Origin of the sequence: Westiellopsis prolifica IICB1 (assembly GCF_004323185.1) — a bacterium.
Lineage (GTDB): Bacteria > Cyanobacteriota > Cyanobacteriia > Cyanobacteriales > Nostocaceae > Pelatocladus > Pelatocladus prolificus_A.
On record NZ_NAPS01000004.1, the window covers coordinates 116,645 to 139,885 of the forward strand.

Genomic DNA, 23,241 nt, shown 5'->3' on the forward strand with positions numbered 1-23,241 from the left:
TACTCACAAAGGATTCTCTCATGTCTAACGAAATCAACAAAGTCACTGAATTATCTGAACAAGAATTAGATGTTGTTGCTGGTGGCGCTATTGAACTTGCAGAATTTGGCATTTTTCAGCAAGAAACTAATAATCTTGACTCAGCTTTACTAGTTGGTCCTCAAGGAACTCTGTCTGCAACTAGTGCTGATAATTTGAATATTGAAGCTGCTGGTTTCAAAAACATTAATTTAGGTAAATAGTTTACGTTATTTTTGTAAGCAGAGGTATTGTTAATAAATTTATTTTCAGCCTCTGCCTTTATGTTGCTAAAAACACCACTGACTCTGGAGTAAGTTATGTCTGATGAGAATAACAACGCAATAGAATTATCTGACGAAGAATTAGATGGAGTATCCGGTGGTCTTAATCTATCTGGATTGTTTAGAGATACAAATCAAACAAGCCTGGTAAATATAGCGAATTTCAAACAAAGTAAATTTGTTCTAGATCAGGTAAGTATTGTTAATTCTGAAGGTTCTTTTAATTCTTTACACATTGAGATTATTAATACGGAATCAACTGCTATCCAAAGTATCAATCTTAGCTAAAGATCCAATTTTTACAAAGAACAGAGAAGCTTTAAACAAAAGTTTAACTATAAATCATTCTCTGTTTTTATAAATTTAAGTTTTGAGAATAAAGGTAAAAATATATGTTAGATGAAATACCTAACGATCATCAAATTATAGAGTTGAATGATCAGGAAATAGATGCCCTTGCAGGCGGGAAGGAAAATGCTCAATATATCGCGAAGCAGCTTAGTTTGGTTCCTAATGATTTAGCACAGTCAGTTACCCAATCTGTAGATAAAATCATCTCTGCTATTCCTCTCTTAGGCTTGAATTTATAGACAATGTTGTCCTGACCAGGCTTTTCAAGAGGGTAAAAGAGATTTTACGAGTGACCTTGAAAGAGATGGTCTTAAGCTGATAATACCGAATCAGGGAATGTTGTAAAGAAACATAACATTCTTGAATCGCTGCATAAATTCCTAACCTACTTCAGATAGTTACACAAAGGTTCAAACAGAGGTTGCTCGATTTTATGCTTGCATTCTGTAACACTCTCACACCCTTAGAAAATATAAGAGAGTCTAATTATGACAGAAGTTCTACTCAAGGAACTTAGTAATAGTGATATTGATTGGATGCTAAAGACTGGTACTAAAGAAGAAATTACTACGGGCCAAGTTCTCATCCGCCAAGGCGAACCTGTCAATGCTTTATATATTCTCTTGGATGGAGCATTAGCAGTTTCTATATCTCAAGCTGACAATAATCCACTAGGACGTGCGTTTGCGGCCCTAGAAGGTGGTGAAATGTCAGGACGTGAAATCGCCAGATTATCTAGTGGTGAAATGGTAGGAGAAATTCCTTTTATAGAGTCATACTTACCTTCTACCACTGTTAAAGCACTCCAAAATTCGCAAGTTTTATCAATTCCCCAAAAACAGCTAGCAACTAAACTGAAACAAGATATTAGTTTTGCTGCTCATCTTTACCGGGCAAGTGCGATTTTACTTGCAGATAGACTAGAAAAAATAGTAAATCAACTTGGTCATAGTACGCTTGTCCTCAGCCAACCTCGCTTAAGAGAAATATTATTTATTTTTGCACAATTGCATGATAGTGATATTGATTGGTTGATTGTTGCAGGAAATGTAAACCAAATTCCCGCAGGTACTGTCCTTATTCCTAGTGGTAGGCCTGTGGAAGCGCTGCATATCCTCCTTGATGGAAAATTATCACTTTCCACCTCCGAGGACGATCGCAATCCTTTAGCTCGTGCATTTTCTAATTTGGAAAATAACGAAACTGTAGAACGCGAGTTTGCTAATTTATCTCGAGGTGACATTGTAGGAGAAACCCCTTTTGTAGAAGCTCCCCCACCCTCTATGAGTGTAAAAGCTGCGGAGGATTCAATAGTCTTGTCAATTCCTCGCTGGCGATTAGCCGCTAAACTACTGCATGATGTTGGTTTTGCTGCTCGTTTTTATCGCGTACTTTCAGTTTTGTTAGCGGATAAACAACAAGCAATCGTCAGTCGTCTCGGTTACGGTAGGCTCAGTTATAGTACGGGTCAGTCATTAAGTGAAAATACTGAATATGAAAATGAACTAGATGCCGATTTTTTAAGCCAAGTGGCGCTAGCTGGAGCTAGATTTGACTGGATGTTGAAAAGAATTAGTCGTATTTAAAACTAGTCATTTGTCGTTTGTTGTTGGTCATTTGTCATTGGTAAGAGTTTTAATTACTTGCATTCTATTTATTAAAGATAAATTACTTGAATTTTATGAATGATAATTAGTGAACAGTAATTAACTCATAATCCATCACTAAATATTAAAATTATGGTTAGTCAAAAAAATAATTTGTTTCGTAAACAAGCTTTAGATCATTCGTCTTCACCTGAGCGCTTAGATCAGTTAATGCAAGTAGTTAGTCCTACTAAGTGGCTACCTTTAATTGGTCTGGGTATTTTGGTTGCATCTGGTTTGACCTGGAGTGTATTGGGTCGTATTCCGATTACAGTTGAGGGTAAAGGTGTACTTATCTTTCCTAGTAAAGTAGTCGGATTCGACTTTCCTTCTTCAGGACAATTGCAGACATTGAATGTACGTGTTGGCGACTTTGTTAAGAAGGGACAAGTGATAGGAACAATTGACCAAAATGAACTGCAAGCACAAATCTTACAACAGCGCACTAAGCTATCACAACTACAAGCTCAAGACCAAGACGCTAATTCACTTCAAGATCAACGTACTCAACAGCAGATCATTACGATCGCTCAACAGCGCCAAAATTTAGAAGTACAGTTACAGCAAGCTCAGGCTCTAACTCCAATTCTCAAAAGCAAAAATTTGGGTGCGATCGATCAACAACGACAAAACCTTTTACAAAATTTGCGTGATGCTGAAACTTTAGCTCCTACTCTCAAGCAGAGACTTGAGCGACGTCAAGCACTCAAGAGTGAAGGAGCTATTTCAGATGATGCGGTGTTAGAAGCACAACAAACTTACCTCAATAGTCTGCAAAAAGTTTCTGAACTCAAACAACAACTTAAGCAGCTCGATATAAGTCAGGTTCAAGCCCAAAAATCTTATTTAGAGAATCTCAGCCAAATTGATAATTTCAAAACTCAATTGACAGAATTAAACACTCAACAAAAAAGCCTAGAAGAACGAAATTTCCAAACTTCAGTTACTCGCAAAAATCAGATTCAAGATTTGCAGCGTAGCATTGCCCAATTAGAATTACAGTTAAAAAACAATACTCAAATTACCAGCAATTATACTGGACGAATTTTAGAACTTACCGTCAATCCTGGACAAAGCTTGGCTCCAGGAACTCGCCTTGGCACAATAGATATCCAACAAACGCCATCTGCAAAATTACAAGCAGTTGTATTTATTCCTGTTAATGATGGCAAAAAACTGCAAAAGGGAATGAAGTTACAAATTACACCCTCTACAGTGGAGCGAGAACGTTTTGGTGGTATTGTTGGTGCGATCGCTGATGTTTCGCCCTTTCCAATCACAAAAGCAGGTGCAGCAAAAGTTGTAGGTAATGCAGACATTGTTAACAGTTTAGTAACTGCACAACCTCAGATCCAAGTCATCGCCGAACTTCAACCAGACACCTCAACCTTTAGCGGCTATAAGTGGTCTTCTTCTAAAGGGCCAGAACAAAAAATTACTTCTGGAACAACTTCCTCTGTGCGAGTCACCGTCAAAGAAGAAGCACCAATTAGTTTTGTACTACCGATTCTTAAGTCCATTGGTGGGTCTTAGGGGACTGGGGATCGAGGGTTGGGGATTGGGGATCGGGGGTTGGGGATCGGGGATCGGGGACAAGGAAGAAAATATAAAACCAAGCATTGACCAATGACAAATGACAAATGACAAATGACAAATGACTATGTTAAAGCGAAGATTACAAATATTATTTAAAAAACGTAAAGATGCTCGGCGTCGTACTCCTACCTTACTGCAAATGGAGGCTGTGGAATGTGGCGCTGCTTCTTTAGGAATTATTCTTGGTTATTATGGGCGAATTGTACCTTTGGCGAAACTCCGTCAAGATTGTGGTGTGTCTCGTGATGGAAGTAAAGCTACTAATGTTCTCGCTGCTGCTAGAAGCTATGAATTAAACGCCAAAGGTTTTAAGACAGATTTGGATGGACTGCGGGAAATGGAATGTCCTTACATTGTGTTTTGGAATTTCAACCATTTCTTAGTAGTAGAAGGATTTAGTAAAGATCGAGTTTATCTTAATGATCCTGCTAGTGGACCACGCCATGTTTCCATGCAGGAATTTAGCAATTCTTTCACGGGTGTAGTGTTAGTTTTGCAACCTGGTCCAGAGTTCAAAAGAGGGGGACACAAACCCAGCATTATTGCAGCTTTGTGGCAAAGAATGCGTTTTTCTGTTGTAGCCCTTGTATATTGTGTAGTAGCAGGATTGTTCTTGGTTATTCCTGGGATGGCAATGCCGGCTTTTTCTCAGGTATTTGTAGATAATATTTTAATTCAAGGTCGCAAAGAATGGTTGAATCCCTTGATTATAGGGATTTTATTTACAGCATTAATCACTGGATTTTTGACACTGTTACAGTTGCAGTCTCTGCGTAGGATGAAAATTAAGCTGTCTGTGGGAATGTCGAGTCAATTCCTCTGGCATATTTTACATTTGCCCGTGAGTTTTTATGATCAACGGTTTGCTGGGGAAATCAGCAGTCGTGTCCAACTCAACGACTCTTTAGCGGGTCTGCTTTCTGGTAAATTAGCTACCACTGCGATCGCAGCAATTACAGTAATTTTTTATGCAGTGATTATGCTCCAATATGACGTAGTCCTGACTTCAATTGGTATAGCTTTTGTTGCTTTTAATCTCGTCGCTTTGCAGTGGGTGTCACGACGGCGCGTAGATGCAAATATGCGATATCAACAGGATCAAGGTAAAGTTACTGGGGTGTCAATTTCTGGTCTCCAGAGTATGGAAACGCTCAAGTCATCTGGTTTGGAATCTGATTTTTTCTCCAGATGGGCTGGTTACTACGCCAAATCTATTAACGCTAAACAGGAAATGGACGTTACCAACCAAGCTTTAGGGGTATTACCTTCTTTCCTCTCTAGAATTGCTTCTATGTTACTCATCACCGTAGGTGGTCTGCGCGTGATAGATGGTCATTTAAGTATTGGGATGTTAGTAGCATTTCAGGCTCTCATGCAACAATTTATGCAGCCTGTGAACAACCTGATTACTTTGGGAAGCAGTCTGCAAGAAGTGGAAGGTAGTATTACGCGCTTGGATGATGTGTTGCGTAATCCGACGGATCGGGGATCGGGGAGCGGGGGACAGGGGGGACAAGGGAGACAGGAGACACGAAGACATCGGGAGATGAAAGATATTTTTGATAAGTTATCCGCTTTGGAGGATGAGCCAGTTCCCGCGTCACCGCGTCATCGCGTCCCCGCGTCTTTTTCTGCTCCTGTGACTAAATTGCAGGGATATGTCGAGTTACGCAATGTCACGTTTGGCTATAACCGGGTTGCTGCTCCTTTAATTGAAAATTTTAATTTCTCTCTCAAACCAGGACAGCGAGTTGCTTTGGTGGGTGGAAGTGGTTCTGGTAAGTCTACGATCGCTAAAATGATTGCTGGATTATATGAACCTTGGGAAGGAGAAATCCTGTTTGATGGTCAACCCAGGAGTGAAATTCCTCGCCAAGTTTTAGTCAATTCTTTAGCTCTAGTTGAACAAGATATCTTTCTGTTTGCTGGCAGTGTCAGAGAAAATTTGACGCTCTGGGATACCACTGTACCAGAAAGTAATTTGATACGTGCTTGTAAAGATGCGGCTATCCACGATATTGTCATCTCTTTACCAGGTGGTTACGGTGCTGAACTATTAGAAGGTGCTAGTAATTTGAGCGGAGGTCAGCGACAGCGTTTGGAAATTGCTCGCTCTTTAGTGAATAATCCTGCGATTTTAGTGATGGATGAAGCTACTAGCGCTCTTGATACTGAAACAGAAAAAATTATTGACCGGAAACTCCGCCAGCGCGGTTGTACTTGCATTATAGTGGCGCATCGACTCAGCACGATCCGCGATTGCGATGAAATTATTGTCTTGGAACGAGGAAAAGTTGTCCAACGGGGAACCCATGACGAATTAAAGCAGGTTGAGGGTAAGTATTTGGAGTTAATTCGCAGCGAGGGGGGAGCGCTTTAATTTTTGGGAATTGGGGAGCGGGGAGCGGGGATTGGGGACAAGGAAGAAAATATAAAACCAAGCATTGACCATTGACAAATGACTATTAATTAATATTATGATTAATCAAATTAGTTATGTAATACCACAGGGGCAAGAATATATATTAAAGGGTAATCAACCGATTCTTTTAAATGATCCGCAGACGGTTTGGTTGATTAAGTCTGGTTCGATGGCGTTGTTTGCGATCGCAGTTCAAGATGGTGTTCCGGAGGGTTCTCGGCGTTATTTGTTGACTCTAGGAGATGGGGACGCGATGTTCTCTACAATACCTAGTCAAGAACAGGAACAGCGCCAGATTTTAGCGGTATCGATGGAGGAGACAGAACTCCTGAAGATGTCAAAAGCTGATTTTAACAGGTTGATTGCCAATAGTAATGATGAGGCGGTGTCTTTAGTGGAGGGGTGGGTAAATCAACTAGGTTTGGCACTTTCTGAAATTGTCCCTCCAAAAATGCCTGTCAAACCAGAAGGAATTAACTTTTTCTCTTTAAATAAGGGCGATATTTTTCAACCCCAATCTAGTACTGTGTCTTGGGTAGAAATTCAGGAAGGCTATGTTTGCTGGATGGGGATTGAAGAACTAGACATTTATCCCAGTTCTGGAATTCTGCCTTTGAATGCAGATATGTGGTTGCAAGCAGATAGTATTGTTGAGCTTGCTACTACTAACACCTCGGATTTGAATAATGGAGATGTTATATTAAGTAGCTTGTCTCAATTGACAATCTATTTCCTGCAAGCTATTGATTTATTAGATCAGTCGTCAATTTCCGCAGAATTACGGAGATTTCAAGAAAGAGAACGTCTTAATTATCAAGTCATGCAGGAGGCGTTGGGTGAGCTTTCGTCTGTACTAGAAGTACGGAAATCGGCTTTTTCTTCAGAGACAAAATCAGCTGATGATCCAGATCAGGCTTTAATGATTGCTGCTGGTGCGGTGGGACGTGCTTTGGGGATTAAGATTTGTCCTCCAGCTCAATCGGAGGATCTTAGACGGGTAGCGGAACCACTAGAAGCGATCGCTCGCGCGTCACAAGTCAGGATGCGCCGGATTTCTTTGGCTGACAAGTGGTGGAAGAAAGATTCTGGTCCCATATTGACTTACACCAAAGATGATCACCCCGTAGCAATATTACCAATCTCTGATAACCATTACGAGATTTTTGATCCTCTGGAGCGGAGTCGTATTCGTGTAGATGAACACACTGCTGCTAAGTTATCTCAGACGGGCTACGTATTTTATCGACCTTTTCCTGATACAAAATTTAAAATCCAAGATTTACTCCAGTTTGCACTACGGGGACACATCAAGGAACTAATTTATATCATGCTGGCGGGAGTGATCACCAGTGTACTTGGGATGCTCACACCCCAAGCTACTGCTATTTTGATCGATAACGCCATTCCGGATGCTAACCGGGGATTATTAACGCAAATTGGCTTAGGTCTTTTGGCTGTCACCTTTGGACAAACGATGTTTGACCTGACTCAAGCATTTGCTATTATCAGACTACAGACTTTTGCTGAATCTTCTACACAGGCGGCGGTATGGGATCGGCTGTTAAATTTGCAAGCGTCGTTTTTCCGTCAGTACTCAGTTGGGGATTTGAAATCTCGCGTTAGTAGCATCTCGCAAATTCACCAGAAATTAAGTAGTACTGTACTTAAAAGCATTTTTTCTAGTTTCTTTTCTTTGCTCAATCTTGGACTTTTGTTTTACTACAGTACAACGCTTGCTTTACTTGCATGTTTTGTTGCCGTTGTCAATATTGGCATCACTATTTTTTCTGGTATTTTGACTGTGCAAAAATTCCGGCCTTTGCTGGAACTAGAAGGGCAAATCTTTGGTGTGATGGTGCAGTTGATTAATGGTGTATCAAAAATTCGAGTTTCTGGTGCAGAGACACGAGCTTTTGCTTACTGGAGTAGACAATATACTCATCAACTCAAGCTGATGTTGAGAACCCAGAGCATTGAAGATGGTGTTAGTTTTATTACTAAAGTCCTACCACCTTTAACGAATGCTCTCTTATTTTGGGTTGCTGCTAGTATGATTCAGGAGTCACCTGGAAGTGGTGGTTTATCTACCGGTATCTTTCTGGCTTTTAATGCTGCGTTTGGTAGCTTTATTGGTGGAGCGACTAGTTTGAGTACTACAGTTGTAGATATTATGCAAGTCTTACCAATGTGGAAGCGTGCTGAACCAATTCTCACAGCCATACCAGAAATTACTTCCAGCAAAACCGATCCTGGGAGACTATCGGGTAAGTTACTTGTAGACCATGTAATTTTTCGCTATCGAGATGATGGACCATTGACTTTGGATGATGTCACCATCAAAGCTGAACCTGGAGAGTATATTGCTCTTGTTGGGCCTTCTGGGAGTGGTAAATCAACTCTGTTTCGTCTGTTACTGGGTTTTGATCATCCTGAATCTGGTACGATTTACTACGATGGACAAGATTTGGCTGGGTTGGATGTTAATGCTGTGCGGCGACAGCTGGGTGTGGTCATGCAAAATAGCCGGATGATGTCAGGTTCGATCTTTGATAATATTGCCAGTGGGGCAATGATTACTATGGAAGAAGCTTGGGATGCAGCACGAGCTTCTGGTTTAGCAGATGACATCGAAACTATGCCGATGGGTATGCATACAGTAGTGAGCGAAGGTGCTACTAATTTATCTGGAGGACAACGACAAAGGCTATTAATTGCGCGAGCGTTAGTATTAAAGCCTCGGATTTTACTGTTTGACGAAGCTACCAGTGCTTTAGATAATAGAACTCAAGCAATTGTCAGTGAAAGTTTGGAAAGATTACAAGTAACCAGAATTGCGATCGCTCATCGACTCAGTACTATCCGTAATGCTCACCGCATATATGTTCTTCAGGACGGTAGAGTGGTGCAACAAGGTAGTTTCGCCGAATTAGCAAAACAACAAGGGCTATTTGCTCAGTTAATGGCGCGACAGATGTTGTGATTACAGCAGATCAGACATTTGGTGAAAAAAATGTAGATACGCGTTCGCTTTTAGCGTTCCCGCAGGTTCAGAAGGCAGAGGGCAGGAGGCACTTATGCTGAAGGAACCCACGCTTAAAAACGTGGGATTGAAACAAGGAAGCTTTATACCTCGCTGCCAGCAGTMTCGGTATAATTCTTACTTTTAAGTGGGCTTTATACCCACAACTGAAGTTTTTGTTAATACATATAACCTTCTGCCCTCTGCCTTCGTACTTCTGCCTTTCTTGGTAATTTCGCGTCTCTACAGTATTGATTTTCCGTACTAAAAATCCTTAACTGAACCGTATTGTATTATAAATTTGGAATTTTATGATTAATTATTTTTGTACCAATTATTGATTCCTCTCCATCTTTTATTTGAAACTTTGAACTGTTAATTTTAATAACTTGATACTTTTCATTCACAAATAAAGAACTGAAAGTAGCTATTAGATCTCCCAAAGAAACTTTAAAGAATAAGGGTATTTGTAGATTTAAGGGAGATTTTGGAATACTTTTAAGATTTAAATACAGTATTTTATCATTGATGAACCAAACACCGTTAAATTTGTTACCTGTAAGCAATTCTACGGGTTTAGTTGAAATAAATGTTTGTACTCTGATTTGCTCATAAGTCATATCAGATTTAAATTCAATAGAAATTTTTTCCTTAGAGGTATCAAAACGCCATTTTCCAAAAAGCAAAACTTCTATATCTATATCAGAAAGCTCACTATTACTCATATACACTCTCAACCTATTTTTGATGTTTTCTTATTATTCAAAAATATGCAGTTAATATTTAAAAAAGTTTATTAACACATTTTTACACGAGAAAAGAATAAATGCATCTGCCAAACTAACCAAGATCCTACCCTCCATGCTCCCATTGATGAATTTTCTAATGGGGAGTTTGGCGATAAGTCAGAGATATTTTGATCATAGTGTAACCATTTAGCTGGTAAGTGTCCCATTGGTGTCATGGGGGACAATTTAAAAGTTAATTGCTCATAATCTAACCAGTTTCCATCCTTTCGCCAACCAAGGCGATCGCCAAGTCTTTTTTCTGTTTCATAGTCTACTTGACCACCCATTTCGCTCCAAATACTTTGCTGAATACTGAAGCCAAAATAACCATAACTATAGTGATCCCATAATTTATCAATAATATGGAGATCTTGACAAGAAAAGTTATCAATATCTTCCTTATAAACTTCATTCCAATAATTTTTACCTATGACTTGTAACATGATTTTAGCTGTTTCTATATCAGCTTCTTTCCACTCCTGTTGAGCTAGTAAATATTGGAGTTTAGAATAATCAATATTTTTAGTACTTTGAAACTTTTTGGAAAGACTAATATCATTAGTTAGTCCTATAAGTTGCGTTTCCTCAGATAAAGAGATAGGTATTATGGAGATGCAATTTTTTTCTGATATTTCTATTACTTTTATTTGTTCAGTAAGTTCTTTTGATATATAATTAGATATTAAATCAATACCATTTTCTAAAAATGCTTCATTTTGGGTAAAATCAAAATTATGCATTCCCCAATCTGATAGTTGTGATTGCAAAAAAGCATCTTTTAATCTTGATTTTTTTTCATAACTTGTTACTAAAAAATCAAGAAACCTTTCAGAAATTACCTTGTTATCTAGGCTTAATAAATTTGACTGATACTTCAAAACATTATCTGCTAGACTTTTAATATCTCCAACGGTGGTGTAAAAATGTTCATCTATTTTAACTATTGCATCTATTAAATTTTGAAGAGGAGTAAGGTGATCTTGCAGAGAAGTTTTAAAATTGATTGCGATGTTGGCTATGTTTGCTATTTCTTGACGGACTTTATAAGCTTTTGCTTGATATTGATAAATTTCCTGGTAAACTTCCAATTCTTCAATTATTTTTTGAACAATTTGCTTTTGAGATTTGGTATCTTTTGCAATATCTTGAATACCTTTACCTAAAATTTTAACTTTTTCTATCATCAATAAATAAGCGTTACTTAACAATAAAACTGATTTCAAGTTTTCTTGTTTTTCGTATTTTAGTCTTTCAACAATTTTTGAATTAGTTTTATTTTTAAATTCTAATTTTGCTCTTTCATCTTCTAAGGTTTTTATTTCAAAATACTTTTGTTTAAATAACTTTTTCAAATCTTCTGCAAGATTTAATAAAAAGATATGATAACTATCCTTATAACTTTCCAAAAAATCAATTATATAAGTATAATCTTTAATGAATAATTGTATTTCTTCTAAAAAATTTGCTTGACTAATTTCTTCTTTTCGCTTAATTAAGCCTCCTAAAAAATGACGATATCGAACACCTTCTTTGATTAATCTATGACGCTCATTAATTTGTTTTTGAAGTTTTTTAAATTTAGAATCTTTCAGAACAGGTAACTGATAAGTTAGTTGATAAATTGTAATTGCTTTGTAATTAATTAGTTGTCTTTGCTGTTTAGTTATCATGATTTTCAAAAAAATTAGCAGGTACCGTTACTATATGATGTCTCTTTTGTCTAATTTTCATATCAATATATTAAGTAAGTTGGCACAAAGAAAGCTAGGGAGCATCCCAATTTTTTCAATATACCGCATTTGGGTTTAAACTCTTAGCTAATAGCGCAAATCGTTTAAAGACGACTTTATAAAATCAAATAGTCTGCTTAAGCAGACTTGAACTATGAGCGGGTTTTTTGAACATTTGGGATACTTTCAATTCTATAAGCTGCATTCAAACTTTTCTAGCATTTTTTTGAAGTCTTTAATTTTTGATCCATTTTAAGACCCTGGGATCTTTATCATAGCGATAGGTAATACCATTTTTGGTGGTAATCGTCTTTCCCAAACTAGCTTTGCTTCTAATAGTATTAATCGGAAAATCTGTTATTGTCTGGATTTCTTTATGAGAAAGACCTTCAACTGTATTTCTATCTATATCTATTAGTGATTTATTTTCAGATTGATTGGATAATTCATGCTTTTTAAGTGTATCCCTTGTGATGTGAGTTTTTCTGTTAGTCTTTGTGATATTTTTTTTGGCTTTTTGATTCTGATAATCCTTGATGCTCACAAGTCGCCAACTCGAATCTTGTGAAAGTTCTAATACCCACTGATGATATTTAAACAAACTTTCTCGATGTCCAACACTGATAAACGTTGTTTTTGTTGATTGTAACTGTTTATATAAATTCTCTTCATTTTCTAAATCTAATGCACTTGTTGCTTCATCCAAAATTGTAAATCGAGGATGAGTTACTAATAATCTTGCAAAAGCTAGGCGTTGTTGTTCTCCTAGGGATAATATATTTTCCCAAGGTACTTCCGCATCAAACCCACCAACTTTTTTTTCTACCTTTTCAAGATTAACTTGTTGTAAAATTTTTTCGAGTTCTTGATTATTCATTTGATGGTTTGTATGAGGATAGAGCAACTGTTCGCGTAATGTTCCTAAAATTATATAAGGACGTTGGGGTAAAAATAATACCTCTTCTAGAGGAGGTCTCACTAGACGACCAGTACCTGCATTCCACAAACCAGCGATCGCTCTCAATAAAGAACTTTTACCTCGACCACTTGATCCCACAATCAATAAACCTTCTCCTGGTTGGACAGAAAGTGACAAATCTTCGACTATGACCCGTTCATAATTTGGTGTTTGTAAAGTCACATGTTCAAAAGCTAGACGATTTTCTTCCACAGTTTTAATTGTACTGATATCTTCTGGGTGTTTAATTACTTCTTCCAACGCATTTGAAAACTCAGATAAACGCTCAACATAACTAGAAAATCGCCCAGAAGCTGCAAATTCACTGATTAATTGTCCCAAAGCATTAGAAAACATAAAGCTAACTAAACTAATTTGATTAACTTCTCCATAATCAATTTGATCTTGAATAAATAAAGGTGTAAGTATGAACATTGAGAACACACCAATAGCAGACTGATATGCTCTGTTAAAAATATCCTGATTTACTTCCCAATTTAGTCTGCGTTCATTGTTGTTGAGGATATTATTAAATTTGCGTTGAATGATATTTAATTCTTCATTTTCTCCCTGAAAAAAAGCTATTGATTCTGCGTGATTGCGAACGTGAGTTAATGCATAACTGTAATCAGCTTTAAATTCCAATCCTTTTTGATTAATTTTATTTGTTTCTTTATTCAAATAAACAGCAATTAAATTACCTGTGATTGTATAAATAACTAAAAGCACTGCAATCTGTTGAGAAATCGTCCAAATAATTATTAAATAACTTATGATTTGTAGGCTTTTCTCTAAAAAAGTAGCCGAAAAGCTTAGAGCATTACTGGTGATGGGTTCGATTTCTTGAGAGAGACGTTGATCTGGATTATCAATATCTGATTTAAAATTTATTTTATAGTAGGCACGATTACGAAAATATTTTTCTAAAATGTGATGATTAAGCCATTTGTACCAATCAAGAGCAATTTTTTTTCTCACAAATTTAGAAGATGCTATCAAACCTGTTTCCAAGATAAGGATAACCATGGAAATCCATAAAGTACCAAGATACTTAGAAAGGTCTCTTTCTTCAATGATGATATTGAGTACATAGCGATTGAAGAAGCTGCTTGAAGCTGTTACACCTACCAGTGCAACTATTAATAAAACTAGGATAATGAGCATTCCCCATGCGCTAATTACATCTGAAAATGCTCTTAATCCTGGCTTAGTTGGATACCAGAAAGGTTGAGCAACCACTCTGACATCCTCCCAAAATTGGAGAAAAGCTGAAAGAGGATTAGTTGAAGATTGATCGCGAGTCACTTGAGCTTGCATGTTGTAAAAATATAGTGGTTCTTGGTTGAGTGAAATATACTATAGTCTGTATCTATGGTCTACATAATTTTATATTAATATTTATAAAACTTAACATGATAAAATAATAATACTGCCCACTTAATATTTCCTGCAATTATAATCGAAATATCACCGCAATAATTTCAATTGTTTTTGGTGTCTGAACCTCTTCCAAACCAATACTAAGATCTTGACAAATTTGCTTTTTCAGTTTGAGTTTTAGGTCCTCGGTGATAGGTAAATCTTTAATTTCTTTAATCAAATATTTGACTGATTCAGTTTTGCTACGTTCTTCATAGATTGCTTTAAGAATAGCTTCAATTCCATATCCAGCTAGAATGTCTCCGACAACGGTTACTAGACCAAGCAAGGCTATAGCCCCTACAATACCAAATGGTCCTCCAAGTGTTGTGAGAATAGCTGCTACGGCGGCGGAACTACCCTCCGATGCAGCGGTTATAATCACAAGAATTACACCAAGAAGACCTAGACCAGCAAGTTTTTTAACAATTTCATCCATGTTAATTACCTAAAATACTAAGTAAGGCGGCATAAGAAGAAACAAACGTGTATCTAAATTAGCAAAAATCAAATAGGATTCCTATAGGAACTTTAAAACCCGCATAGGCGGGTTTAATCTATTATCTATACTAGGTGGAATTTTTATTTGCGAATAATGAACTATTAATAAATAAGAAAGCTTAAGCTGTTATGCATTTAAATTGTATATTTTGCGAGCAGGTTGTCAAAAGTCAAGAGTCCAGAGTCAAAGACTAGCTTGGACTTTGGACTCTTGACCCTGGACAGTCCTAACGCAAGAACATTTAATCTAAGCGCACATCAGCTTATTCGTTTCTAAATCATAGTACTAATGACGTAGAAACGAATATGTTTTAAACAGGTAGCTTTGATTTATTAAATAACAGAAAGCGATCGCTTTAATTGCCCATGGCAATCACTAGATTTAACGATCTTCCCAATCAGAAGGAAACTTATAAGTAAAAGGAAAAGGTTGTGGAGTCTCATCTTCTGGTTCTGACTGTTGTTCTTCCAAGAAACGAGCAAAGAATGGTAGCGCTTTGTTAGTATTTTCAGACATGCTATTTTCTCCTAGAAAATTTACTTTAACTTACATATACCAGTAATTCAACATTGTATACAAGGACATTTAAGACAGTTAAGACAGTTAATGAAAATGAAATAGATTATGAAAAATTGCTATGATGCTTGTCTGGTTGGATTAAAGGGATAATTTTTTAGTAAGCAAAACTTCAGCAATAGCTTGAGAAATAGGGAAGTGTGGAGAAAACAGCTCCATCCAGAAAAACTCTCCAACAGGGTTAATTTCAAGGAAGACGTGACGACCATCGGGGGTGACAATAATATCTATTGCTCCATAATTTAAGCCAAAGTAAGCCATGAGTTTTAAAAGCTTTTTCTCAACATCTTCGGGTAAACTGTAGGGTTCCCAATCTTTAACTAAAGCTTTCCCTTCTTTGCGCCAATCAAAAGTAGATCCTTCTAACTTCTGGGAGTTCACTGCGGCTGTAAATACATGGTGTCCTACAATAGTTGTCCGTAACTCCAGCGCCTTGGGAATGTTTTCTTGAAACGTCATCGGACAGAAACGGAGTCCTTCAAGATGCTCTAGATCCTCATTTGTAACTGGATTAGTGAAAACAACATGCTCTCGTCCTTGGTCATCATAGATTGCAAAGGAAGAAAGCATTTTCGTGACTATACCCTGGTCTTTACACTCTTGAGCAAATTGCTTCACTGCTTCTGGATTGTTTGAAGTCAGGGTGCGTGGAGTAAAAAGCCCTATTTCTCGTGCGACTTGTAACTGTAATTGCTTATTATTAGTTAGATCCACGTTTGACATTTTGTCGAAGTGAAATCCCTTGAGGCTCGCAATCATTCCCCTAACAGTACGACGAGTTTCTTCAATTGAAGCGTCTCTATATTGCTTGTCCATAGTGTTGGGGATTTTTTGTCCGTAGCGCATCCGGCGATACCAAACTGAGGACACTTCACTTAAATCTAGCTTCTGTTCGCCATCGGTAATAATTACTCGCTCAGAATCACCGGAGTAAATATCTAGTTGCACTTCGGTGGGAAATCTGTCTGTGTCAAAACGAAATGCGTTTTCTCCTCTAGCTTCAATCGCTTTTATTACTAAAGGAATACTTTCGTTATCTTGACTAAAAGTAACTATTAATACTGTCATAAAAGATTTTTCACTAAAGTGCTGAGATGAAAGAGTTCGTAGTAAGCACTTTAGTGATTAATAATAGGACTAAAGTCCTTACTACAAACCTTAATCTGTTTTTTAGGATACAAGAGCGTGTGCGATCGCACTCGAAATAGGTAAATCTAAATCTCGCTCTAACATTCCCCACTCACCTGTGGGGTTAATTTCTAAAAAGACGTATTCCCCTGATGGTGTAACAATGAAATCGAACGATCCAAACAACAGACCAAACCTAGCCATAAAAGCTTTGAGACGATCAATTATTTCATCAGGAAGTTCATGGTGTCCCCATGCGCCAACCTCAACACCTGGTTTACGCCAATCAGCTTTGGATGTTGCATAAATAGACGCATCTAGCGCTCCCACAAATACATTCCCATTTACGTACACTACGCGCAATTCTAACTGCTTAGGGATTTGTTCTTGAAAAACCATTGGACAATAGCGCAATGATTCAGCGTCAAGTAAATCCTCCTCTTTAACAGTGCTGGTGTAAAGGAAGAATGAGGATGTAGCTTCCATACTGCGGGAAAGAGCAGTTAATAGCTTGCTCACCATTTTCCCGTTGACTTGATGAAAAAATTCCCGTGCTGCTTCAGCTTTATTAGTAACAAGAGTCCGAGGAGTGATAAAACCTACTTCAGACGCAACCCGCAGTTGGCGCAGCTTATTATTTGCATAATCTATTCGTTCTAAACTATCTACCCAGCGAGCATCTTTAAGACTGTCCCAAAAACCATTCAAGGTAGCTATTGATTCTCTAACACAGGCTTGTTGAAACTTGGGATCTAATTCTGCACTAAATTTAGGCTCCCAAAGACGCCGCATCCACACAGCTTGCACCTGCTCTGTGCTGATAAAATGTTTGCCATATTCTAAGGTGTGATAGCTTCTGGATTTGTCAAAATGTGCGGTTAATTGTACTTCTAGGGGAAACTGATCAGTGTCAAGGCGAAATGATTGCGCCCCTTTTTTTAATAAGGCTTCTTCAACTCTATCTATTGTAAAAAAATCACCACTATGGGTAATAAGTAAAACAACATCACGGGAAATTTGCATATTAAATATTCACTGCTTTTAGTTTTAACAGATAGACATTAATATCAATTTTTAATTTGTAATTATTTAATTGAATAAAATTATTAACAATAAGCCTAAATATTTAATGCAAACTGTTTTTTTAATTCATTATGTAGTAGCACTTGAACGCAAAAATTATCATTACAAACTCATAAATAATTTCAAACCCGCATGAGCGGGCTTGAACTAGTTTAGCTCTGAATTTTATTTGCCAGAACTGAACTCTTTTGAGAGCAGATTATCTTCTACATATCATGGTACCAATGAAGTAGAAAATCTTATACTCTCTACAACAGTTTTCAGATCTTTAATTACTAAGAACTGTTGCCTTAACTTCAGATGAAGTCACTTTTGTTTAATATTCTTCCCAATCGGAAGGATACTTTAGAGTTGCAGGAGGAGCCTTAATACCTTTGGAGGAAGATTCATTAGTTTGTTCAACTTGTTCTTCCAAGAAACGAGCAAAGAATGGTACTGCTTGATTAGTATTATTAGACATGCTATTTCCTCCAGGGAAATTTGCTTTGACTAAGTTTATATATATCATTAGTTAAATATTCAATGCAAGGACAGTTAAGACAGTTAAGACAGTTAAAAAAAAATTAATTAGGACAGTTAAGACACAGGGTAAGCTCATCTAATTTGGTATAATGTGATCTTGATAAATTAAGCAATATAAGCATAAGCAAGGATGTAAAAAACGCAGTTGACTCCTGAGCAATATCAATGAAATGACTTCAATGCTGTTGTTGAAAATCTTCAGGAGTCAAGTTGATGTCACAGGGCTTTGAAACTAAATCTGCTGAGACTCTTCAAAATTCGCGTGGTCAGCGAAAGCTAAAAGAAATAGTAGATATAGGCAGTATTCAACAGAGTCTAGTCGAGCATTTTGCTCCTATCAAAGAGCCGAGAGTAGAGCGAACAAAAAAACATCAACTCACAGATATTTTGGTCATTGCGATTTTAGCCATGATTGCTGGAGCGCAAGGGTGGGAAAACATTGAGAATTATGCCCGACTTGCACAAATTACAAAAAGCCATGAACTAAAGTTCAGACTTAAAGCTTAAACTTATTAAAATGGGTTTAAAAATTTGGGGAGTGAATAAAAATATGGAGCCTGTGGTAACAAAACGATTAATTATACGCCGTATGGCAGAGACTGATTTGCTCGATTTTATGGCGTATCGATCTCACCCTGAAGTATTCCGCTATCTGCCAGAAGAATTACTTACTGAGGAGATAGCAATGCGCTTTCTTGCTCACCAAGCAACACTGGAAATAGGCGATCAGCGTGTCGCTGTCCCCTTTGCTATCCACCACATAGCCGATGCTAAAACCATTGGCGAGGTTAGCATCGACCTTTTGCCCAAACAACAAAATCAAGGCGAAATTGGGTGGTTACTTCACCCGGACTATCAAGGACATGGCTATGCAACCGAGGCGGTACAAGTATTACTTAACTATGTCTTTGCACAGCGCCAGTTGCACCGACTTACCTCAATTTGTGACACACGTAATACTGCATCCATGCGACTGATGAAACGTCTTGGTATGCGTTGTGAAGGGCATCTCAAGCAAAGCAAGTTTATGAAAGGCACGTGGTACGATGAGTATATCTACGCATTACTCCGGGATGAATGGCTTTTACGACAGAGTATCACCGCACAGGAGTAAAAGTTTCTTTGGTCGCGTTGCCTCTATTCTTCTACTCTCTAACAAGAGACAGTTCCGCAGACTGAACAACCTGTAGTTGATAATTCTGGAAAGAAACTTTTTGCTCACAATCCTTCGCTTGAGGTGAACCAGTCGGTTGATAGGTAACTAGTTCATAGTGGAGCCGATTATTTTGTCGCTCATATTGTGTATTGAGTAACTTATCTTGAACTCTGAATTGACTATAGAGCCTGTCCCCTACACACCACGCATCTATGAGAGTTCCGTTTTTCTCATCAATCACAAAGTGACCAGTACTCTGATCTTTGACAACTAACTCATAATTACGTACTTGCTTTTTCGCCCCTGCTCCGTAGGTAATTTGCCAAGTGTAGCGCATGGAATTATTAGAAATTGGCTGAATTCGGAGTGTCATGGGTACAGTTTGAGATCGCCCTTCCACAGAGCGGTCTAACATTGTACCGCTCCATGTGCCTTGCCAGTTTTGAGGAAAGGAATTGCTGGACAATGTAGCACCTTGCACAGCTATTACCATCATTAATATCAAAACAGATATCAGCATTTCAGCGAGGAGGCTTCGCTTGAGCATAAAGATAAGCTGCTGCATACTACATTGATCAACAAATGCGACATGCTTTCTATAGTAATTATTTTAGCGATTAATACTCGGCATAGGTTTAACTCCAAGGGTTAGCTCCCCGACTTTTTTAAAAAGTCGGGGAGCTGGCAAACTTGTCAAAATCAATATGGTGAACTAGTAGGTCGGTGTCCACAAAGCGGGCAGTTTTTTCAATTCTGGAAATTCTTTTCTTAAGTGATGTGATGCCCTACCTTTTACCCATCTTGCCACATCTCCTGTTAATACAGGCTGGAGATGTCAAATGTTTTTAATAAAGATTAAGTAAGTCGGCAGGATTAAATATTCGTATTTTCAATATGCCAACCTACTTAATATATCTTTTGTGTTTGGTGTTATTGTTTTTCTAATTTTCCCGTAGGAATACGGTAAAATTATTCCTCAACAATTTCAACTGTTCTTGGTTCTTCAACTGGTTCAGAAGAAGTAGTAACCCCTGGACTAAGATGATTTTTCAGTTTGAGTTTTAGCTCGTCTGTAATCGGTAGATCATTAATTTCTTTGAGTAGAAATCTCACGGACTCGGTTTTGCTACGTTCTGTATAGATACCCTTGAGAATCGCTTCAATTCCATAGCCTGAGATAGCATCTCCTAACACGACTGTCAAACCAAACAAAAATAGACCTCCTCCGAAACCAAATGGTCCTCCCAACGCTGTCAGAGTACCTATAAGGCTAGCGGTAGCACCTCCTGTAGCTGTCAGAATTGCTAAAAGTACTCCAGGAAGACCAAGAGCAGCAACTTTTTTTACGATTTCATCCATTGGGTTCACCTAAAATCCTTTTGTTTTTGTTCAAACATGACTAAGGGTATAAAATAGGAATCCTTATAAACAAAGAAACCTATCTATAAACCTAACGTGAGTTCGATAAATATTATTCAGACTAAGCAATCAACTCGCCAATAAATAGCTGGCTCATAGTCAAAGTCTACTGAAACTAGACTGAATAAATAAGTTCTTCAACTCACTTAAATTGTGTTTTTGCTACTAGCCAGTTATTTATTTGAGGGCGGGATGTTGGAGTAATAAAATCTATCGAACTTACGTTAAACCTAGACTAAGCTAGATTAAAAGTTACTCATCTTCAAACGGAGTTAAATTTTTACAAAATTTTTCTTTTAACCCTAGTTTGATAGTTGAGTTTTTAATCAAGAAGGTGGCTAATTTTACCTTTTATGGCCGAGATCGCCACCGTCCTTGGGGAAGCCAAATAGTTTTTACCTGTGGAATTGCCACTGTGTCCTTTAAAATTACGGTTGGTTGCATAAATTCCTGTTTATTTTTTGTTCTGACAAATGACGACCCCAACCACTTAGCTCGTCAAAAGACCACACAACTCATCAATTTCCTGAGTTTTTTTTGTAATCAGTTCATGAGCTAGGGCTTTAAGCTGACGAATATTTTCTGGCTTGGTATTATCTATGACTTCCAAGTCACTGGGTAAGAATGTTTGAAAACGATAATAAGAATTTTTAATTGCTTGCTCACTAGATGCAAACAATCGTTCTAATTCTCCGGCTATCACTTCACTTCCACCATCGAACACCATGTTTAACAGTGGTATTCCCCATTGTAGGAGTCCCCAATTTTTCACTTCATTATAAGGATAGACACTCGTCAGCGAACCCGTACCCAAGGAAACTACCAAGATTTCTTCAAGATTAAGGATTTGTTTGTTTTCTTGTTTACCCATTTGTGCTTCCAAAATAGCTAAGTGTGCTGGATTATTAGCTACCAAACCGCCATCAACTAAAGTATAAAAGCCATTGGTATTATGAGTAGTAGGAATACGATGGGGAGGAAAGTAAGTGGGAGTAGCACTAGTTGCTAATGCGGCATCTGTAAGGGTAAAACCGAGACATAATTTACGAAAATTGTGCGATCCTGTCTGTTGTTTTTCTACTTTATTAGTAAAGAAAACTGGAATTCGCTGCTCAATATCGTAGCTAGGGACAAATACTTCTGTGAGATTAGTTGCTAAAAAAGCGTCGCCAAAATATTGTTTAAAAATTTCTTCTCTACTCTGGGAAGAATATTTGGGTTGAATAAATATATCTTCTATTTTACCGAGTATTTTTTCCCAGAATGGTTCGTAAAATATTTCTGCTCCATACTCAGCAAATAATTTTACTAAATCTTCAGCACTGTATTCAGCTATTGGTGAACTATTAGATGGATCAGGATTTAATCGAGGTTTAGTTAATCCAAGTGCTAGAATTCCTCCACTGGAAGTTCCTGTAATTAAATCAAATAAACTGAATATTTGCTTTTGTGTCCGCTTTTCAATTTCTGCTAATATAAGAGCCGGAATAATTCCTCTAATTCCCCCTCCATCAATGGCAAGTATTTTATATTTGGTATTAGGTGTTGTATTCATAGTTGTTGGCGATCGCTCCTCAGTTATGATTTGTGGTTGTTGAAAATCGATTAAAACTTCGCTTTGGCTGGTTTGCTCTGTTTGATTTTCCCCTTCCTCTGGCTGTATGCTTTGAGAGGTTTGAGTATTGGCAGATTTTTCACTCTGTTTTTTTGTCCCTTTTTTACTCTTGGGGTTTGTATTTACCTGGGTCGATGTGTCAGTTTGTGAGACAGAGCAAAGTTCAATCGATTCTTGCTGCAATTCGGTTTCGTTATTAGTAGTTATTTCAAGGGAAACTTCTGTAATGGACTCAATCACCTCTTCCAAACTGCCTGTTATTTCGCTTTCATTCGATGATTGAGCGATCGCAAATGCAATCTGTGTAAAGTTCCAACTAGGATTACCACGCAATTTTCCATTATGGCCATTTCCAGTTTGATCTCGGACGGTTGTTCCTTCTCCTTCATTTAATATCCAGTAAGCTACTAATCCTGCTTCATTTCCGACTAAAGCTCCAGAACGATGGGTCTGAATTTCTACCTGAGTACAGGGATAATTCCAGATGCTAATGTTAGCTAATTGACCTGTGAAATATATATTGTTGTGTAAAGTTGCACCAAGAGTTACAGCACTAGTTGCTCTGTTTAAAGCCGAACCTGTAAGAGAACCAGTATATTCATGATCATCAAGATATATGGTTAGTTGACCCTGATTGAAAACAATAGCAAAGAAGTGCCATTGTCCAATAGTTAATTCCCCATTACCAAATGTTTTGACAACATTATCGATTTTTTCATCAATATATACATCTAGGTTTCCTTCTTCACTAATACCGAACTCAAAATTATCACTGTATCGGTCTGAAGAACGAGCAAAAAATACATTATGTACTCTATAGGTAGTGGCTTGGTTTGTGAGGTTAAGAGGATTTATCCAACCTGAAATTGTAAAGGCTGAACTCCCCTCAGCGAAAACACCGCCAATATCATTTCTGCCAAAGTCTATGTAATCATTTTGTCCATCAAATGTTAAAACTGATCGGGTGTATTGGTCATTTGTCATTTATCATTTGTCCTTTGTCATTATT

Annotated in this window: 21 protein-coding genes and 1 pseudogene; 9 read left to right on the plus strand and 13 right to left on the minus strand. The window is 37.6% G+C overall.

Going from position 1 to position 23,241, the window contains the following annotated elements:
- From B4U84_RS27745 to B4U84_RS27775, 7 genes are all read left to right on the plus strand, one after another.
- Positions 1-242 (plus strand): CTB family bacteriocin (locus tag B4U84_RS27745; RefSeq protein ID WP_242677735.1); only part of this gene is annotated, 242 nt, incomplete at its 5' end.
- 96 nt (positions 243-338) lie between these two features.
- Positions 339-590, plus strand: a complete 252-nt coding sequence (locus B4U84_RS27750; protein WP_017308517.1) for a CTB family bacteriocin — start codon at positions 339-341, stop codon at positions 588-590.
- A gap of 104 nt (positions 591-694) precedes the next feature.
- Positions 695-892, plus strand: a complete 198-nt coding sequence (locus B4U84_RS27755) for a hypothetical protein (protein ID WP_044451314.1) — start codon at positions 695-697, stop codon at positions 890-892.
- 249 nt (positions 893-1,141) lie between these two features.
- Entirely contained in the window at positions 1,142-2,239 is a 1,098-nt protein-coding gene (locus tag B4U84_RS27760) for a cyclic nucleotide-binding domain-containing protein (protein ID WP_017308515.1), read from the plus strand.
- Between the two features lie 153 nt (positions 2,240-2,392).
- Positions 2,393-3,832, plus strand: coding sequence for an NHLP bacteriocin system secretion protein (locus tag B4U84_RS27765; RefSeq protein WP_131121343.1), 1,440 nt, complete (start codon positions 2,393-2,395; stop codon positions 3,830-3,832).
- A gap of 127 nt (positions 3,833-3,959) precedes the next feature.
- On the plus strand, positions 3,960-6,275 hold the full coding sequence (locus B4U84_RS27770) for an NHLP family bacteriocin export ABC transporter peptidase/permease/ATPase subunit (RefSeq protein ID WP_131121357.1): 2,316 nt from the start codon (positions 3,960-3,962) through the stop codon (positions 6,273-6,275).
- A gap of 97 nt (positions 6,276-6,372) precedes the next feature.
- The gene (locus B4U84_RS27775; RefSeq protein ID WP_044451309.1) at positions 6,373-9,297 is read left to right on the plus strand and encodes an NHLP bacteriocin export ABC transporter permease/ATPase subunit; all 2,925 of its coding nucleotides are present in this window, start codon (positions 6,373-6,375) and stop codon (positions 9,295-9,297) included.
- A gap of 332 nt (positions 9,298-9,629) precedes the next feature.
- On the opposite strand, the gene B4U84_RS27780 is transcribed toward B4U84_RS27775, so the two are convergent.
- The 8 genes from B4U84_RS27780 to B4U84_RS27815 form a co-directional block, all read right to left on the minus strand.
- Positions 9,630-10,061, minus strand: a complete 432-nt coding sequence (locus B4U84_RS27780; RefSeq protein ID WP_017308511.1) for a hypothetical protein — start codon at positions 10,059-10,061, stop codon at positions 9,630-9,632.
- Between the two features lie 71 nt (positions 10,062-10,132).
- Entirely contained in the window at positions 10,133-11,794 is a 1,662-nt protein-coding gene (locus B4U84_RS27785; protein WP_131121344.1) for a GUN4 domain-containing protein, read from the minus strand.
- A 295-nt stretch (positions 11,795-12,089) separates the two neighbouring features.
- A complete protein-coding gene (locus B4U84_RS27790) occupies positions 12,090-14,129 on the minus strand; it encodes an ABC transporter ATP-binding protein/permease (protein WP_131121345.1) in 2,040 nt (679 codons plus the stop codon).
- Positions 14,130-14,265: 136 nt separating this feature from the next.
- Positions 14,266-14,670, minus strand: a complete 405-nt coding sequence (locus tag B4U84_RS27795; protein ID WP_131121346.1) for a hypothetical protein — start codon at positions 14,668-14,670, stop codon at positions 14,266-14,268.
- A 444-nt stretch (positions 14,671-15,114) separates the two neighbouring features.
- Positions 15,115-15,249, minus strand: a complete 135-nt coding sequence (locus tag B4U84_RS27800; protein ID WP_017308507.1) for a microviridin/marinostatin family tricyclic proteinase inhibitor — start codon at positions 15,247-15,249, stop codon at positions 15,115-15,117.
- A 141-nt stretch (positions 15,250-15,390) separates the two neighbouring features.
- The gene (locus B4U84_RS27805) at positions 15,391-16,377 is read right to left on the minus strand and encodes an MvdD family ATP-grasp ribosomal peptide maturase (protein WP_131121347.1); all 987 of its coding nucleotides are present in this window, start codon (positions 16,375-16,377) and stop codon (positions 15,391-15,393) included.
- A 102-nt stretch (positions 16,378-16,479) separates the two neighbouring features.
- Complete coding sequence (locus B4U84_RS27810; protein WP_131121348.1) at positions 16,480-17,460, minus strand: MvdC family ATP-grasp ribosomal peptide maturase; 981 nt, start codon at positions 17,458-17,460, stop codon at positions 16,480-16,482.
- 376 nt (positions 17,461-17,836) lie between these two features.
- Positions 17,837-17,980, minus strand: coding sequence for a microviridin/marinostatin family tricyclic proteinase inhibitor (locus B4U84_RS27815; protein ID WP_131121349.1), 144 nt, complete (start codon positions 17,978-17,980; stop codon positions 17,837-17,839).
- 275 nt (positions 17,981-18,255) lie between these two features.
- Here B4U84_RS27815 and B4U84_RS27820 point away from each other — a divergent pair, with 275 nt between their 5' ends.
- A complete protein-coding gene (locus tag B4U84_RS27820; RefSeq protein WP_242677736.1) occupies positions 18,256-18,549 on the plus strand; it encodes a transposase family protein in 294 nt (97 codons plus the stop codon).
- Between the two features lie 43 nt (positions 18,550-18,592).
- Complete coding sequence (locus B4U84_RS27825) at positions 18,593-19,156, plus strand: GNAT family N-acetyltransferase (RefSeq protein WP_278248365.1); 564 nt, start codon at positions 18,593-18,595, stop codon at positions 19,154-19,156.
- A 31-nt stretch (positions 19,157-19,187) separates the two neighbouring features.
- On the opposite strand, the gene B4U84_RS27830 is transcribed toward B4U84_RS27825, so the two are convergent.
- The 5 genes and pseudogenes from B4U84_RS27830 to B4U84_RS27850 all read right to left on the minus strand — a co-directional run bounded on the left by B4U84_RS27830 (position 19,188) and on the right by B4U84_RS27850 (position 23,216).
- Positions 19,188-19,745: a hypothetical protein gene (locus B4U84_RS27830; protein WP_077166371.1), complete on the minus strand. Its 558-nt coding sequence runs from the start codon at positions 19,743-19,745 to the stop codon at positions 19,188-19,190.
- 168 nt (positions 19,746-19,913) lie between these two features.
- Positions 19,914-20,006 (minus strand): annotated as a pseudogene (locus B4U84_RS32205) (IS200/IS605 family transposase); the annotation flags it as partial.
- 161 nt (positions 20,007-20,167) lie between these two features.
- A complete protein-coding gene (locus B4U84_RS27840) occupies positions 20,168-20,557 on the minus strand; it encodes a hypothetical protein (RefSeq protein ID WP_044451304.1) in 390 nt (129 codons plus the stop codon).
- 382 nt (positions 20,558-20,939) lie between these two features.
- A complete protein-coding gene (locus tag B4U84_RS27845; protein ID WP_231294925.1) occupies positions 20,940-21,065 on the minus strand; it encodes a 3-isopropylmalate dehydratase large subunit in 126 nt (41 codons plus the stop codon).
- Between the two features lie 42 nt (positions 21,066-21,107).
- Positions 21,108-23,216, minus strand: coding sequence for a patatin-like phospholipase family protein (locus tag B4U84_RS27850; protein ID WP_044451303.1), 2,109 nt, complete (start codon positions 23,214-23,216; stop codon positions 21,108-21,110).
- Positions 23,217-23,241: the final 25 nt, after the last annotated feature.